General features: G+C 38.8%; 14 protein-coding genes. 2 read left to right on the forward strand and 12 right to left on the reverse strand.

Features of this window, described 5'->3' with window-relative positions; translation table 11 throughout:
- Positions 1–23: 23 nt before the first annotated feature.
- Positions 24–509, reverse strand: a complete 486-nt coding sequence (lysM, locus tag ZA06_RS05280; RefSeq protein ID WP_053976334.1) for a peptidoglycan-binding protein LysM — start codon at positions 507–509, stop codon at positions 24–26.
- 625 nt (positions 510–1,134) lie between these two features.
- Between lysM and ZA06_RS05285 the strand changes: the two genes are divergently transcribed.
- On the forward strand, positions 1,135–2,136 hold the full coding sequence (locus ZA06_RS05285; RefSeq protein ID WP_053976335.1) for an NAD(P)H-dependent glycerol-3-phosphate dehydrogenase: 1,002 nt from the start codon (positions 1,135–1,137) through the stop codon (positions 2,134–2,136).
- A 6-nt stretch (positions 2,137–2,142) separates the two neighbouring features.
- Here the strand turns inward: ZA06_RS05285 and ZA06_RS05290 are convergent, their stop codons facing one another.
- The 8 genes from ZA06_RS05290 to ZA06_RS05325 form a co-directional block, all read right to left on the reverse strand.
- On the reverse strand, positions 2,143–2,538 hold the full coding sequence (locus ZA06_RS05290; protein ID WP_053977074.1) for a hypothetical protein: 396 nt from the start codon (positions 2,536–2,538) through the stop codon (positions 2,143–2,145).
- A gap of 55 nt (positions 2,539–2,593) precedes the next feature.
- Positions 2,594–3,187: a TetR/AcrR family transcriptional regulator gene (locus ZA06_RS05295; protein WP_053976336.1), complete on the reverse strand. Its 594-nt coding sequence runs from the start codon at positions 3,185–3,187 to the stop codon at positions 2,594–2,596.
- A 17-nt stretch (positions 3,188–3,204) separates the two neighbouring features.
- Positions 3,205–4,620: an efflux transporter outer membrane subunit gene (locus ZA06_RS05300; protein WP_053976337.1), complete on the reverse strand. Its 1,416-nt coding sequence runs from the start codon at positions 4,618–4,620 to the stop codon at positions 3,205–3,207.
- A gap of 4 nt (positions 4,621–4,624) precedes the next feature.
- Positions 4,625–7,765: an efflux RND transporter permease subunit gene (locus ZA06_RS05305; protein ID WP_053976338.1), complete on the reverse strand. Its 3,141-nt coding sequence runs from the start codon at positions 7,763–7,765 to the stop codon at positions 4,625–4,627.
- An 18-nt stretch (positions 7,766–7,783) separates the two neighbouring features.
- Positions 7,784–8,911, reverse strand: coding sequence for an efflux RND transporter periplasmic adaptor subunit (locus ZA06_RS05310; protein WP_053976339.1), 1,128 nt, complete (start codon positions 8,909–8,911; stop codon positions 7,784–7,786).
- Between the two features lie 22 nt (positions 8,912–8,933).
- The gene (locus ZA06_RS05315) at positions 8,934–9,434 is read right to left on the reverse strand and encodes a GbsR/MarR family transcriptional regulator (RefSeq protein ID WP_053976340.1); all 501 of its coding nucleotides are present in this window, start codon (positions 9,432–9,434) and stop codon (positions 8,934–8,936) included.
- Positions 9,435–9,555: 121 nt separating this feature from the next.
- Complete coding sequence (gene pheS / locus ZA06_RS05320) at positions 9,556–10,575, reverse strand: phenylalanine--tRNA ligase subunit alpha (RefSeq protein ID WP_053976341.1); 1,020 nt, start codon at positions 10,573–10,575, stop codon at positions 9,556–9,558.
- 35 nt (positions 10,576–10,610) lie between these two features.
- Positions 10,611–10,967, reverse strand: coding sequence for a hypothetical protein (locus tag ZA06_RS05325; RefSeq protein WP_053976342.1), 357 nt, complete (start codon positions 10,965–10,967; stop codon positions 10,611–10,613).
- Between the two features lie 110 nt (positions 10,968–11,077).
- Between ZA06_RS05325 and ZA06_RS05330 the strand changes: the two genes are divergently transcribed.
- The gene (locus tag ZA06_RS05330) at positions 11,078–11,617 is read left to right on the forward strand and encodes a CvpA family protein (protein WP_053976343.1); all 540 of its coding nucleotides are present in this window, start codon (positions 11,078–11,080) and stop codon (positions 11,615–11,617) included.
- Here ZA06_RS05330 and ZA06_RS05335 read toward each other — a convergent pair.
- The 3 genes from ZA06_RS05335 to ZA06_RS05345 are packed head-to-tail and all read right to left on the reverse strand — an operon-like array spanning position 11,614 to position 15,797.
- The gene (locus tag ZA06_RS05335; RefSeq protein ID WP_053976344.1) at positions 11,614–13,806 is read right to left on the reverse strand and encodes a PepSY domain-containing protein; all 2,193 of its coding nucleotides are present in this window, start codon (positions 13,804–13,806) and stop codon (positions 11,614–11,616) included. The two genes, ZA06_RS05330 and ZA06_RS05335, sit on opposite strands and share 4 nt — an antisense overlap.
- An 11-nt stretch (positions 13,807–13,817) precedes the next feature.
- Complete coding sequence (locus ZA06_RS05340; RefSeq protein WP_053976345.1) at positions 13,818–14,303, reverse strand: DUF2271 domain-containing protein; 486 nt, start codon at positions 14,301–14,303, stop codon at positions 13,818–13,820.
- A gap of 12 nt (positions 14,304–14,315) precedes the next feature.
- Complete coding sequence (locus ZA06_RS05345; RefSeq protein ID WP_053976346.1) at positions 14,316–15,797, reverse strand: ankyrin repeat domain-containing protein; 1,482 nt, start codon at positions 15,795–15,797, stop codon at positions 14,316–14,318.
- Between the last annotated feature and the right edge of the window lie 4 nt (positions 15,798–15,801).

Genomic DNA, 15,801 nt, shown 5'->3' on the forward strand with positions numbered 1-15,801 from the left:
CTTTTGCTCTATAAAGGCTTTTATCAATTCAAATGCGGAATGCGCAATACCTGCCCCGGATAAATTTTATCAGGATCTTCGAGCATGGGCTTATTGGCATCAAAAATAAGGGGGTACTTCATGGCATTACCGTAGTATTGTTTGGCAACCTTTCCTAAAGTATCTCCACTTTTTACTGTATAAAACTGGGCTTCGGGTTCCTTATGTTCTACTGTCATTTGGTCGTCCACCGCAGCAATCCCCGCAGTGTTACCTACTACCAAAACCACTTTTTCCTTAGTTGCTTGATCGTAGGCCATTCCAGTAACTGTGGCCATATCACCAGAAATACCCACTTTTAAACCACTCACCTTCAAGTCAAGGTCGGTAATAGTTTCCTCTAAACTTTTAGCTGCTGCAGCTTCCGCTTCCAACTTAGCTGCTGTAGCTTCGGCTGCTTCTTCTGCCTCCGTTTTTCCAATGCCAAAAACACTGGCACCCGCATCTTTAATGAATGAAAATAACCCCATAACTATTTGATTTTTAATTGTTAACAAATGATTAATGTAAAATTCAAAAAATAAAAAGTCAATTCCAATAAAAGTTACTAACTAAAAAAGTAAGAAAAGAAGAAACGCTCACTCGAAGAAATCGAAGTGAGCGTTTTAGGAAACTAAATAACCAACCAAAATTTAGTTTCTATCGTTATGTTTTTTTTCTAATGAGCTTAGAAATGTTGTTTCAATCTATTTTGAAAAGTGCCAGTTCAACAATTATATTTTGAGTAGCACTCTCAATCTTAAGAACGCCCAAAGAAACAAAATAGTTATTTAACAAATCATAATCTAATGTTAAAGTTTTAAGTTACGAATTATCGACCACATTCACAACACTTTAACCCTAAAATAATGAGCTAAATATAGTAAAGTTTGCCCCAATATAACCTAATTTTTTTATAAAAAAAGTAAGGAAATTTCCTAAATATTCCTGAAACCTCATATAAATTCAAAAAAATGTCTGGTTATAAACCACTTTAGCTCCTCCTTTTAAGCTTAGAATCACACCAAAACCAGTTTTATCAGGAATGGACTTCAGGCTTTGGTAACATTTAAGACTTATATTTTATGTATTTTTGGCCTACAAATTTGTGATGACATGAGCAAACCATTAAAATATGCCGTTTTTGGAGCGGGAAGCTGGGCCACTGCCATAGTAAAAATGCTATGCGAAAACCTAGATGAAGTGGGCTGGTATATGCGCAGTGTTTACATTAAGGGACATCTTGAAAAAGAACAACATAACCCTAGTTACCTTAGCTCGGTTGAGTTTCATTTGAACCAATTGAAATTGAGCAACGACATCAATGAAATAGCCGAGTATGCCGATGTATTGATCTTTGCCATTCCTTCGGCGTTCATGCATTCGGAACTTGAAAAACTAACTACCGATATTTCTGAAAAAATTGTGGTTTCCGCCGTAAAAGGAATCATTCCTGAATCTGGCTTATTGGTTGGCGAGCATTTCCACGATATTTACAATATTCCTTTTGAAAATATAGCGGTGATTGCAGGGCCTTGTCATGCCGAAGAAGTTGCTTTGGAGCGCTTGTCCTACCTGACCATTTCCTGTGCCGATTCCAGCAAGGCTAAAACCATTGCCAAAACCTTATCCAGCGATTATATCCGCACCAAAATAAGCGATGATATCATTGGTGTTGAATATGCTGTTATGTTAAAGAACATCTATGCTATTGCAGCGGGTATTGCCCATGGATTGGGATATGGGGACAATTTCCAAAGTGTTTTGATGAGCAACGCCATTCGTGAGATGAAACGCTTTATCAAGAAAATGCACAAAATGAAACGCAACATCAACAATTCGGCTTATTTGGGCGATTTGCTGGTGACTGGTTATTCCGTTTTTTCCCGTAACCGAATGTTTGGAAACATGATTGGTAAAGGCTATACAGTAAAGTCTGCACAAATGGAAATGAGTATGGTTGCGGAAGGTTATTACGCCACCAAAAGTGCTCATTTACTTAACGAGAAAAACAACAAAAAGACTAATCTCCCCATTATAAATGCCGTATATGGTATTTTATACGAAGGAAAAGAGCCTAAAAAGGTCTTTAAAAAGTTGACGGAAAAGCTAGACTAATCCAACTTATTTTACCAAAACACCTCTTTCCTGCATCAGTGGGATGGTTTGCAATGCATTTTTGTTGATGGTATTTTTTCTGAACAAATAGGTTTTGTCAAACATGGTATTGCCTTCAAAAAAGGTAATCTTAAACTCGTTGTTAAGTGCCAACAGTTCATCGGGCATAAACTCAATTTTCGCAAAACTTCTAGCAGGAAGCATTTTTAAGGTATGTCTCATTACCGGAGTTTCCTTGCTCTCGCTATACCCTTTGGAAACAATCAACACCGTATCCAAATCCACATCTTTATTATTGATGATGTAGGCATTCCAATCTTGGGTTTGGTGTACTTTGTTGAATTCATTCACCACCGCTACATAAACCTCTTCTACTTTTGGTATCTGGATATCTTTTTTCATGAGATTGTTTCTTCTTTTAGGCTTGATAATTTTTGCAAAATTAGTCAAAAACAAGCTATTCAAAATAAGGATTTGAATAATTTGGCTCCGTAAACCCTCGAAGGTTGTAAACAATTAAATGGTTTAGGATTTCTCTTTTGTTATAGATTTCGAAGAGATTGTTATTTCTAAAGGCAATGGCATCAATTCTTAAAAAGTACAGTTCGCATACCAACTTTAAATTTACACCTGGCTTGATATATCCCTTTTCTTTAGCCGACTGAAGTAATTTGTAGACGATTTCGAACACAAACATTTCTGAAAAATCAGCAAACACCTGGTCTGCCTTTGGATAGTACTTTTTGATACCAAATAAAAAAGAGGGCTTGAAATACCTCAAGTACTCAAACCCTCTTTCATAAATTAAAATAATGCACAAAATGGGATCATCAATATTACCCTGAATCACATCGTTAATTTCTGCTTTGTAATTCTCAACCAAAACCGATAAGCTCTCAGCTACCAGTTCTTCCTTATTCTTAAAGTGCTTATAAATGGTTTTTTTGGAAATGCCCATAACCTCTGCCAGATCATCCAATGTAAAACGCTTGCTTCCAAATTTGGTGAAATTTGTAATAGAGCATTCTAAAATGTCGCTTTTCATGGTCATAGATTCTTATTTAAAGTTTATTTCCAGCCACCACCTAAAGATTCATAAAGAGTCACTACTGTTTGTAACTGCTGCAACTTGCTATTGATAACATTCAGCTCCGCACTAAGCGCGCTTTCTCTGGCGGTCAATAAATCCAAATAGGTTCCAAAACCGTTGTTCAACAACTCCTCTGAATTACTCTCCGCTTGTCGTAAAGCTTCTACTTCATTCTGTCTGAATTCATATTTCTTGGTTTCTGCTTCATAGGCATAAAGTGCATTGGACACTTCTCCTCCAGCAACCAACAGGGTCTTTTTAAAACTCAACAAAGCCTGTTCCTGTTGTGCCAAAGCCACTTCCTGTTGAGTCCTAATTTTACGTTGATTGAAAATAGGCTGGGTCAACCCTCCTACTAGATTCGCAAATAATGACCCCGTATCAAACCAGTTATTAAACTCAAGACTTTGAAATCCTCCAGTAGCTGTTAAGGTTAAGGATGGGTAGAAATTGGTTCTAGCTACATTGGTCATTTCAAAGGCTTGGACCAAGCTATACTCTGCCGCCATAACGTCTGGTCTGTTTCTCAACAACAAAGAAGGCACTCCTGATTTCATTTCTGTATCAATGCTTTGACCTTCCAATTGGCTTCTCTCAAACTGTTGAGGTTGTTTGCCCAATAAAAGAGCCATGGTATTTTCTGTAGTGAAAATAGCCGTTTCAATATCTACTTGCAAAGCCTTGGCATTGTTCAGCTGTGCGATGTTCTGGTCTACGGCCACTTGAGTGACTTGGCCAGCATCCTTCAAGGCTTTGATGGTTTCTACACTATGCTCTCTATTTTCAATGGTAGCTTTAGTAACTTCCAACTGGGCATCCAAGGCCAGAAGTTGGTAATAGGTACTGGCGATACTAGATACCAATCTTGTTTTTACGGCTTGGTGTGCCGCTACACTTTGCAAGAAACTAGCTTGTGAGGCTCTTTTTTGACTTCTAATTTTCCCCCAAATATCGGCTTCCCATGAAAGGTTAGTCGATAATTGATACTGTTGCAAAGAACCGTTAAAAAACGCTCCAAACTGACTATTCTTTGCTAACTCTTGATGCGTTAAGGAAGCGTCTGCCCCAACACTAGGCCAAAAACTAGCCCTTGCTTGTTTGACATATGATTCTGCCGCAGCCATTTGCTGAATGGCAATTCTTATGTCCAAATTGTTGTTCAGTCCCTCTTCGATATACTGATTCAAATAAGTATCTGTAAACAACTCCTTCCAGGACACATCAGCCATAGATAAACTATCTGTAGGCAAATTATCTGTTCTGTATAAGTGCTCCGTTTCCTCTAACTCTGGACGTTCATAATTTTTCGTAACGAAACAACTTTGCAGTGTTGCAGAAGCGAATACGATCAGCGCAACCTTGGTTAGGGTTTTATGTTTTATAATGGATGTCATATAATTAATCTTCTTTAGTTTGTTCTATTACTGCTGGCTTACTGGATACTTTTTCTTGTAGCCATTGAAATAAAATAAAGAGAATTGGTATTACAAAAATCCCCAATATTGTTCCTATAAACATTCCTCCTGCAGCTCCACTACCAATAGAATTGTTCCCTTCGGCACCAACCCCTTTGGCCAACACCAATGGCATTAAGCCTAAAATAAAGGCAAACGAGGTCATTAAAATAGGTCTTAAACGCGCTTGGGCACCATGTATAGCGGCATCAGGAATACTTTCACCATTACGTCGGCGCTGTACCGCAAACTCCACAATTAAAATAGCATTCTTGGCCAATAACCCAACCAACATGATTAAGGCAATCTGGAAGTAGATATTGTTCTGTAAGCCCATCATTTTTGTAGTAAAGAAGGCTCCAAACACACCTAAAGGCAGCGATAAAATAACCGCTAATGGCAACAAATAACTTTCGTATTGAGCGGCCAACAAGAAGTATACAAATACCACACACAATATGAAAATAAGTACGGTTTGGTTTCCTGCATTTACTTCTTCACGTGTTAAACCTGAATAAGCCACATCGTACTGCGTTGGCAAACTTTTAAGTTCTTCTTCAATAATACTAATAGCATCCCCTGTACTAAATCCAGGATTTGAAGCTCCCGAAATTTTGGTAGAATTATAAAGGTTGAAACGAGTTACCGATTGTGGTCCATACACTCGCTTCAGTTTTACAAATTGGGTAATTGGCGTCATTTCTCCGCTACCCGTTTTTATGTACAGTTCGTTTAGAGACTCTTTTTGCGAACGACTTTCCGGCGGCGCTTGAACATATACACGGTACTGCTTTCCAAATCTGGAAAAATCGGCGGCATAAACTCCACCAATATACCCTTGCATGGTAGCAAAAATCGAACTGATCGGCACATCATACTTTTTGGCCAAGGGTACGTTAATCTCCATTTCGTACTGAGGATATTTGGTATTGAATGACGACTGTCCGTATTGAATAGCCGGATGCTGCATTAAACGCCCAATAAAATCTTGGGTTGCAGCTTCCAGTTCAGCAAAACTACCTCCGGATTTATCCAATAAATTCATTTCGAAACCAGAAGACAATCCAAAACCAGGAATACTCGGTGGGGCAAAGAAGATAATTTGAGCTTCCGGTATGCCTGCTGCAATCCCAAACAATTTACCTACAATGGCAGCAGATGATTCGTCTTCGTTTTCACGCTCATCCCACTTTTCCAGTTTTATAAATCCTAAACCATAGTTAGAACCAGTTCCACTAATCAAACTTCTACCGTTGATAACGGTCACTCCTTTTACTCCCGGCACCTCTTTAGCTCTACGGTACATATCCTGCATTACCATATTGGTACGGTCCATAGACGATCCTGCAGGCAATTCAACATTCATAAAGATGATTCCCCTATCTTCATCTGGGACAAATCCTGTTGGTGTGGTATTGGCAGTCCACCAAATACCTACCGCTGCAAGAATTAAAAGAACAGCAGAGATCCATTTATTTTTATACAAGAATCGTAAAGACTTACCGTAACGCGCTGTGGTGGCATTGAAACCTTTGTTGAAACGGTCGTAAAACCCTTGCAGAAAACTTTTCTTTTCATGTTCGTTTTCATCGTGACCTTTCAAAAACAGGGCACATAAGGCAGGACTCAAAGTCAAGGCGTTAACAGCAGAAATCAAAATGGCGACAATAAGGGTTACCCCAAACTGCTCGTAAAACACACCTGTTGGTCCTTGCACAAAGGTTACCGGAATAAATACCGCTGCCATCACCAAAGTAATGGAAATAATGGCTCCAGATATTTCGTGCATAGCGTTTAAAGTTGCCTGTTTGGCACTAGGCTCACCTTCATCCAATTTGGCATGAACCGCTTCTACCACCACAATGGCATCATCCACCACGATACCAATAGCTAGTACCAAAGCGAATAAGGTTAATAAGTTAATTGAGTAACCAAAAACCCCTAAAAAGAAGAACGTACCAATAATAGCCACGGGTACTGCAATGGCAGGAATTAAGGTGGATCTAAAATCCTGAAGGAAGATAAATACCACAATAAACACCAAGATAAACGCTTCAATAAGGGTATGTTTTACCTTGTTCATTGAAGCTGTCAGAAATTCGTTGGTGTCGTAATTGATCACATAATTCACCCCTTCCGGGAAATCTTGGGACAAGCGCTTCAGTTCCGATTGAATTTCCTTAATGATCTCTTGGGCATTAGACCCAGCGGTTTGGTAAATTCCCATGTTGATACTAGGATAGCCATCCGTAAACCCATACGAATCGTAAGACTGTGCATCTAATTGAATTTCGGCGACATCCTTTAATCGTAAATATTCACCATTGTCCAATGCCTTAATGACGATATTATTATATTGATCTTCAGACTTAAATCGGCCACTATATGTAATGGTATAGGTAAACGATTGTCCTGAGTTTTGCCCTAAAGCACCAGCCGAAGCTTCCAAACTCTGTTCCTTTAAAGCCGCTGTGACATCTGAAGGCAACAGATTAAAGGCGGCCAATTTTTCTGGTTTCAACCAAATACGCATGGCGTAATCTTGGCTACCAAACACGTTTACATTACCAACACCCTTCACCCTTTGCAGGGACGGAATCACATTAATTTTTAAATAATTCTGAAGAAAGGTGGCATTATAATTTTCATTTTCTGAATAAACAGACATGAACATCAAGGCACTGGTTTGTTGTTTTTGTGTTAACACCCCTGTTTGAATAACCTCCTGCGGCAATAACGGATTGGCTCTCGCCACGCGGTTTTGAACGTTAACCGCTGCAATATCCGGATCGGTTTCCTGATCGAAATATACGGTTATGGAAGCTGTACCAGCATTCGAGGCCGTAGAGGTTATATAGGTCATTCCTTCAACCCCGTTAATCTGTTCCTCAATAGGAATGATCACACTTTCCATAATGGTTTCGGCACTCGCACCTGGATAGGTAGTATTTACCGTAATGGTTGGTGGGGCGATATCAGGATATTGCTCTACGGGCAGTGTAAAAAAGCCCAACACCCCTAAAATGACTATGATGATGGAGATTACGGTAGACAATACCGGTCTCTCTATAAATGTTTTTAACATATGTCCTTCTCTAAAAGATTATTGAAATAAAGGGGTAATAGGTTTTGCAACGCTATCGAAAGCAACTTCCTGTGGCTGTATGACTGTATTGTTTCTTAATTTTCCTGTACCACTAGCTACAATTCTGTCCCCTTTTGAAACACCCGAACCAACTAGGTACAGATAATTGTTTTTATCCTTAATACTAATTGGAGTTGCCACAGTTTTGTTTTCGGCATTTACAGTATATACAAATGTTTGTCCCTGTTGCTCAAATGTAGCCGATTGCGGTATCACCACTACATTTTCGTATTCGTTGGGAATGCTAATTGTTCCACTGTTACCGTTAGTAATCAATCCCGTAGGATTGTCAAAAATGGCTCTAAAACTAACGGTCCCCGTGCTAACATCGATTTGACCGGTTACGGTTTGTATGGTTCCTTCCTTTTTGTACTCAAATCCGTTGGCCAATGTCAGTTTCACCTTTGGAAAATTAGCGACTTTCTCTTTAAGCGTATTACCCGGAGTATTTTGTAAAAAGTCAAGATATTCCGTTTCATTCATAGAAAAGAAAGCGTAGATTTGGTTGATATCAGACACAGTGGTCAAGGGCTTTTGACTAGTCGCACTCACCAAGGAACCTTCCCTAAATTGTATGGCACCAACCACCCCATTCACTGGGCTTTTTACCGTAGCATAACCAATATTGGCATTAATGCTATTGTATGTACTTTGAGCCTGTGCCAATTGCGCTTTGGCAGTTTCCAATTGTACATTGCTTATAATCCCTTTCTCTACAAGAGGCTTTATTTTTTCAACCTCAACCCTTGCCACATTAACCGCAGCTTTGGCAGCATCGGCATCCTGACTTAGAGATTGTGTTTCCAGTTTAAACAAAGGTTGCCCCTTTTTTACGGTTTGCCCCTCGTCAACCAAAACCTCCTGAATATAACCACTCACTTTGGCCCTTACCTCACTACTAATGATTCCTTCTATACTGGTAGGATATGTTACAAAAGTAGTGACCGTTTTTTGAGGTACAACGGTTACCGGAAATGGCTTTGGCTGCTGTTGCTGCGGTGCCACCTGCTTATTATCGTTACCACACCCCATAAAAAATATAGCCGCCACTGTAAACGACAGTATAGTAATTCTTCCTTTTCTCATATTTGTATTTAATTGTTTAGTGCTACTCTTCTGATTGTTTATCTATGATTTTATTTTTTAAACCTGTTACCGCTCCAATAATCTCATCTAGAAACATGATATAATTATTGTGAAATTCCAGATCGAACTTTTTTTGTTCCTCTTCTGAAACAGCGTTGACATTTTCTTTATAGGTTTTTATTTCAAGGTGTAAGTCACGGATGGATGACCACATATCTATAAGTCCATTGATATGCTGAAAAATACTGTCACTACTAACGATATAGTATTTTTTGCGGTCTCCAACCTTTGTAAAGTAGGTGAGTTTCTTTAAATCCAACAAATGGTTTAAATGTGTAGAAATGGTGCTCTTACTAGCACATAAATCGGTTACGAGATCATCAAAGGTCAAACCCGATTTCCCAGTAAGTATGGCATAGGAAACTATGCGCGCCGCTACAGGAGCCAACTTATCATTATTCTCAATAAGCACCCCTAATTTTTCGACCAGCCTTTGCTTCTCTTTGAGTAAATCTGCTTCCATAACCAAAAGATTTACACAAAAATAAGTTTAGTTCGGTAAAAACCGAACCAACTAGTCGTTAAAAAATTGTTAAATAAAAAAAGCCGGTACTAACCGGCTTCCTACATATATAAGTGATTTCTTAAAATGCTGATTTGAACTGCTCTAAAAAGCGCACATCGTTCTCACTCAACAATCTAATATCATTGATTTGATGCAATAACATTGCGATACGATCGATCCCAACTCCAAAGGCAAACCCAGAATACACTTTTGGATCGATGTTGCAGTTTGTTAAAACATTAGGATCTACCATCCCGCAGCCTCCAATTTCCAACCAACCGGTCCCTTTAGTGATGCGGTAATCAGATTCTGTTTCCAATCCCCAGTACACATCAATTTCTGCACTTGGCTCGGTAAATGGAAAGTAGGATGGTCTTAATCTAATTTTAGATTTCCCGAACATCTCCGTAGTGAAATATTGTAAAGTCTGTTTTAAGTCGGCAAAACTTACATCCTTATCAATATACAATCCCTCTACTTGGTGGAAGAAACAGTGAGAACGTGCCGAAATAGCTTCATTTCTATACACTCTTCCTGGAGAAATTGTTCTGATAGGCGGTTTGTGTTCTTCCATGTAACGCACCTGTACAGAACTGGTGTGGGTACGCAACAGAATATCAGGATTCGTTTGAATAAAAAAGGTATCCTGCATATCTCGTGCCGGATGATATTCCGGAAGATTCAATGCTGTAAAGTTGTGCCAGTCGTCTTCAATTTCTGGTCCTTCACTTACATTAAAACCAATGCGCGAAAAAATATCGATAATTTGATTTTTCACAATCGACACCGGATGTCTTGCTCCCAATTCAATGGGCTCTCCCGGACGGGACAAATCGCCATAAACACCTTTTACCTCTTCCTTAGCTTCCAGCTCCTCCTTTAAAGCATTCACCTTCTCCTCGGCTGTCTTTTTAAGGGCATTGATTACCTGACCAAATTCTTTCTTTTGGTCGTTGGCAACATTTTTAAACTCTGCAAAATACTCCTTCAATAAGCCTTTAGACCCCAAATATTTAATTCGGAATGCCTCAACTTCTTCTTTGGATTGCGCCTTAAATTCTTCTGCTTCAGCAATTAATTCTTTAATCTTTTCTATCATGATATCCTTTGAAATGACTGCAAATTTAATAAATCTTATTCTATATATTCGGCTTCCACAAAATAGTTAACAATGGCTTCCTTCATCAACACCGACTGCTCGCCTGCCTTTAAAAAAGGTAAGGCTTCCTTCACCTTGTAATGTGGCCATTTATCGTCATCGTAATAATCAAATTCGTAGTAACCATAAGGTTCCAACAAACGGCAAATGGCAATGTGCATTAAATCCACTTTATGGTCCTTTTTAAAACGGCGCCCCAATTGGCCCAGTTCCTGCACTCCAATAAGATAAATTATAGCATCAAGGTCCAACGTATCCCCTTCGGCAAATTGTTTGGACAGCTTTTCAACCACCAAATCCCATCGTTGTTTTAATTGTTCGTCTCTTGACATAGCTTTTAAAAAGGGCAAAGTTACTAAACATCGTGCTACCTAAGGACATCTCTTCCAAAAAAAGAAGATAAGTGCCCCAAATGTGTATATTTGTTTAAATTGTTGACCCCATGAGTGTAATTGACATTGTTTTAGGAGCCTTACTGCTTTTTGGAATTATTAGAGGTTTTCTAAAAGGGCTTTTTGTAGAAGTAGCCTCTTTGATCGCCTTGGTTGCTGGTGTTTTCGGCGCCATGCATTTTAGCAACTATGCCGCCAATTTTTTGAAAAGTAAAGTAGATTGGGATGAAAACACCATAACCATTACAGCCTTTGCCATTACGTTTGTGGTGATTGTATTGCTAATTGCCCTTGCAGGGAAAGCGCTTACCAAATTAGCCGATTTTGCGGCTTTGGGAATTATCAATAAATTGTTAGGCGCCCTATTTGGAGGTTTAAAGATAGGCTTAATCTTAAGTGTTATTCTGATTGTTTACGAACGCATGAACAACTCCATGCCCTTCTCCAATGAAAAACAATTTGAAGATTCCATACTTTACAGCCCTGTAAAGTCTTTAGCACCCATGATATTTCCCGCCTTTTTAAATCCCGACCAAATGGAAGGCCTACTTGAAGGGGATTCTAAAACCGAAGAAGACAGTAACGATTAGTAACAATCCATTTTCAGTTGCCCTTGTGCCTGATAAAAACTTAAGGTTTTATGGGTAAACTCTACACAAATAGATTCCAAAACTCCCAAGACTCCTTTTTGCATCGCCAAAGACCCACAGATCATAATGACACCACCACTATAAAGGGTTTGAGCTATTTCACTAGCATTGTCATCAAGTTTGTCCTGCACATAGCATTGCTCAGCTTCACGGGAAAGCACCAACTCAAAGTCATTTAATTTTTTCTCAATCAACAAGGCTTCTATTTCAGGTTTATATAAATTGAAAGAGGCATGAGTTCGTAAACCTAAATAGAGTTTGGTTTCCCTATGCTTTTTATTTTGATGGAGCATTCCCAAAAAGGGCGCCACTCCCGTACCATTGGCTATAAGGATGACCTTTGGGGCCTTTACCGGAAAATGAAACGACGTATTTTTTATGATTTTTGCCTTGAATTTATCTCCTACCACCAAATCATTTAGGTAATTGGAGCCCAAACCGTGCTCATAGAATTTAATGCTCAATTGAATGTTCCCATCAACCTTTCCTATGGAATACAAACGTTCTCTATAATCATTCTTTGGATAGATGGCCAACAAATCCCCTGAGGTAAATTGTTGAGTTCTTTTTGGTTTTAATTTAAGCAAAAAGGTATTGTCAGGACTCTCAGCAACCTCAGTTTTCCCGACAACATTAAATGTTTTGGTCTGCTTTTTATTCTGAACTAAGGCTTCCTGCGGAAGTTCCATAGTCACGCCAATTTTAGAACTCCATAAACTCACAAACTGATGGAACGCTTCTATCGACTTATCATGAATGCTAGTAGGTTCCAGCATTTTTTCGAAATCCAATTCCATAGCCTTATCCACATCGAAAGCGAATTGACAAAAATCGGGATAGGCCAAAGACCCAAAACCAACTACCGCATATCTACAAGGATTGGGTTGTTTAGTACTTTGCAAACGATCCAAAAACTTATTGGCATTGGTAGGCGCTTCCCCCTGTCCGTAAGTAGCCGTAAAGACAATAAGATGTTTCGCTTTTGGAAATTGAGTATAATTGTTCAGTTCCGTAATAAATACCTTCTCACCTGCTTCCAACAATTGTTTGTAAAAAGCATTGGCAAATTGCATAGTCGAACCATTTTCGGAGCCTACCAAAATGATGTATTGACATTCCTCCCTTCTATATTCATTCTTTAATCCCGACGCACGACGCTTCAAGGTCATATCAAACCCGGAATAAATAAAAAACAAGATATTGATACTAGCCAAGCCCAAAATAAAAGCCCAAACTGTATTGCCTTTTCCTGTATGCAACACCATACTAAAATTGGAAACCACTTCCACCACGGGTGCTTTCAAGCTACTTAACACTTCTCCTGTGTATTGGTTCACTACCAACTCTTCCTGTTTTAGCTTTAAGGTGAAATAATCCTCCACATCGTCTGAAAAGGGAAATTCCAATGTTTCAACTTCAGAAAGTGGTGTGTTTTGGAACAATTCAAATTCAGAAACATCACGTTTTGGAGTCTCTGAAATCATTTCAAAATCAATCTTGTGCTGTTCCTTGCTTTCTGGCAACAGATTGAATTTCTCCAAAGACAGATATACCCCAGTAAGGGTAATGATAATGATAGGAATTAAAGACAAACGTCCCAGTACCACATGCCAATACTGACTAAAATTCTCGTTAACAATCTTAGCAAAAAACTGTTGGATGCCTCTTTGCCGTTTCACTATTAGAATGGTCCCGGTAATAGCAATCACAAACAGTAAAAAAGAGCACAGTCCCACAAAAAAACGGCCGACACTCTTTAAAAATAAAGACCTATGAAAATTAGTTACCCATTGAAAAAATTTGGAAGGCTCCGATTTCTGTCCTAAAAACTCAGCCGAAATTGGGTTAAAATACCCTTCTAAGTTTTCACCTTCTTCTGTAAATACCGAAGCCATTACAAAATGGTTGGCATCTACCTTGATTTCGATAACTTCAGGATAGGTTTCCTTAAATACCTCAACGGTTTTGGCCAAGGACACCTCATCCAAATCGGCAACCTTGTAAGGTGCCATTTGTTCAGAAATAGGCTGAAATGCCAAAATGGCCCCAGTAATGGAAGCCAAAAGGATAAAAACAACAGAAGATACAGCCAATGCAAGGTGACTGTATCTCCAAATTGAAATGGTCATATTACGAGTGTTTAATTGGGCATCATGCGGACATAGCGAATAAACCCTGTGCCTTCCATTTTACCTTTTACGGTTTCGGATGTTAATGGAAATTCAACATCCTGAGTGTAATATTCATGGTCTTCTACAGCGGTTTCAAAACGAATGCTATAACCGGCATCAATTTTGGAATCTTCGATTTCGATGACATTAATACTACGCTCTCCCCCAGAGATTGTAGCCCCCGTAATAGCATCGATATTGTTTCTTTTTTTACCGTAAAATTTCCACCAAGATTCCAAGGTATTGTACCACTCATTATCATCTCCCTGCACGAACAATGTTTGCTCATAGTCTCCTGCTGGATTGATCAATGAAATGGCTACATAAGCACCTTCCCCTGTATAATTGGTCAATTGGATCATGCATTTATATTTGGTAGATGGCCCTTGATTGGTGAAGGACACCAACCCAAAAAACGTTACCAATACTACTGCTATCAAACGTATATTCTTCATTCTGCAAATGTCTTATTTTAAAAATTCTATTGAAATGTTATTGCTTTTCAACAATTCATTTTCCTGGGCCAAATCATAAGCCGTCTCTTCAAATTCAGTCATAAGGGTTTTGCTGGCTCCTTGGGCCACCAAGAATTTCATAATGCCATCATCGGAAGCTTTCATTGCGGCCAAATGCAAAGCAGTGTTACCTTCTCCGTTTTTGGCATTCACATCTATTTTCATTTCCGAAGCCATTTTCAAAAGGTCCAAATTCCCTTTTTCAACAGCCATATGATACCATGTATTTCCATTTTTTTGGGTTTGTCCCAACAGTAATCCATGTTTTTCTAGGCTCCTTAATTTTTCTGAAAACTCCTTAGGGTTTCTAGTTGAATAGGAATTTACCAAAGCGTAGACCAAACTATTTCCCTCGTTATCTACAACATCTATTTTCGCTCCTCTTTTCATCATGAAATTAACCACTTCAACAGAGTTTCCATCCACAGCATAAAACAAAGCCGTTTGTCCCTTTTTATTGGCATGATTGATATCCTTAAGGTTTTTGGACAGCAGTTGCACCATGTCCAAATTATTTCGGTAAGCGGCATTCATAAAAGGTGTATTTCCATTATGATCTCCTATATTCACATCCAAACCTTTCTCCAAGAGATAGCGTATCAATTCTTCATCCTTACTTCTTGAAGCCAAAATATGTAAAGGTGTCTGCCCTTCTCTATTGATAACATTAGGATTAAGACCTTGTTCTTCTAAAAACTTATAGACTTCAATACCATTGGTCTTTCCTCTAGTTCCATAAGCCGCAAACATAAAAGCTTGGTTATTTCCTTTTATGCCTCTACTCTGTAAAGCTTCCAAAGCTTCCAAATTGCCTATTCTGGCAACATAATTAAAAATTCCATTGCCATCTCTATCCACGCTATTGATATCCAATCCCTTTTTTTGAAAATATTCAACCAATTGAAAATCTTGATCATTAGGAGCCACCAACAACAAAGCATTGGCACCATTTGGAGTTACATCCTTTTTTAGGTTAGCACCATTGGCCAAACAAAAATCATACACCTCTATATTTTTTTGACCTGAAGATGCCGCAAAATTTAAAATGGTATTCCCCTTATCATCTTTGATATCTGTTTTGGCGCCATGTTGCAACAGGTATTCCATGACTTCGGTATTCCCTTTATAAGCCGCCCAGAAAATATAGGTACGGCCATCGTGGGTCAATTTATTTACACCATTGCCTTCCTGTTCCACCAAATAGGTTATTGTAGTAAATGGTGCGTCTTCCAAAATGGCGTATACAATCCCATCAAAATTATTTGCATTGGCCTGGGCAGGATCATTCCCTTCAGCAATTTTTGCCTTTACCAATGATACATCCGGTTGCGATTTCCAGAAGTCACGACTTAAAAAAGCATTATCCTGTGAAAACGACTGTATCCCCATTAGCAACATAGCACCGAGGATACAGGATTTAAAACAACTATTCATAAGT

The sequence above is a fragment of the Mangrovimonas xylaniphaga genome (genome assembly GCF_001280435.1).
In the GTDB taxonomy this organism is placed as follows: Bacteria; Bacteroidota; Bacteroidia; order Flavobacteriales; family Flavobacteriaceae; genus Mangrovimonas_A; species Mangrovimonas_A xylaniphaga.

What these genes read in the sequence shown, in the direction of transcription:
- lysM (WP_053976334.1), bottom strand. Translation starts at nt 509, where the DNA reads ATGGGGTTATTTTCATTCATTAAAGATGCGGGTGCCAGTGTTTTTGGC.
- ZA06_RS05285 (WP_053976335.1), top strand. Translation starts at nt 1,135, where the DNA reads ATGAGCAAACCATTAAAATATGCCGTTTTTGGAGCGGGAAGCTGGGCC.
- ZA06_RS05290 (WP_053977074.1), bottom strand. Translation starts at nt 2,538, where the DNA reads ATGAAAAAAGATATCCAGATACCAAAAGTAGAAGAGGTTTATGTAGCG.
- ZA06_RS05295 (WP_053976336.1), bottom strand. Translation starts at nt 3,187, where the DNA reads ATGACCATGAAAAGCGACATTTTAGAATGCTCTATTACAAATTTCACC.
- ZA06_RS05300 (WP_053976337.1), bottom strand. Translation starts at nt 4,620, where the DNA reads ATGACATCCATTATAAAACATAAAACCCTAACCAAGGTTGCGCTGATC.
- ZA06_RS05305 (WP_053976338.1), bottom strand. Translation starts at nt 7,765, where the DNA reads ATGTTAAAAACATTTATAGAGAGACCGGTATTGTCTACCGTAATCTCC.
- ZA06_RS05310 (WP_053976339.1), bottom strand. Translation starts at nt 8,911, where the DNA reads ATGAGAAAAGGAAGAATTACTATACTGTCGTTTACAGTGGCGGCTATA.
- ZA06_RS05315 (WP_053976340.1), bottom strand. Translation starts at nt 9,434, where the DNA reads ATGGAAGCAGATTTACTCAAAGAGAAGCAAAGGCTGGTCGAAAAATTA.
- pheS (WP_053976341.1), bottom strand. Translation starts at nt 10,575, where the DNA reads ATGATAGAAAAGATTAAAGAATTAATTGCTGAAGCAGAAGAATTTAAG.
- ZA06_RS05325 (WP_053976342.1), bottom strand. Translation starts at nt 10,967, where the DNA reads ATGTCAAGAGACGAACAATTAAAACAACGATGGGATTTGGTGGTTGAA.
- ZA06_RS05330 (WP_053976343.1), top strand. Translation starts at nt 11,078, where the DNA reads ATGAGTGTAATTGACATTGTTTTAGGAGCCTTACTGCTTTTTGGAATT.
- ZA06_RS05335 (WP_053976344.1), bottom strand. Translation starts at nt 13,806, where the DNA reads ATGACCATTTCAATTTGGAGATACAGTCACCTTGCATTGGCTGTATCT.
- ZA06_RS05340 (WP_053976345.1), bottom strand. Translation starts at nt 14,303, where the DNA reads ATGAAGAATATACGTTTGATAGCAGTAGTATTGGTAACGTTTTTTGGG.
- ZA06_RS05345 (WP_053976346.1), bottom strand. Translation starts at nt 15,797, where the DNA reads ATGAATAGTTGTTTTAAATCCTGTATCCTCGGTGCTATGTTGCTAATG.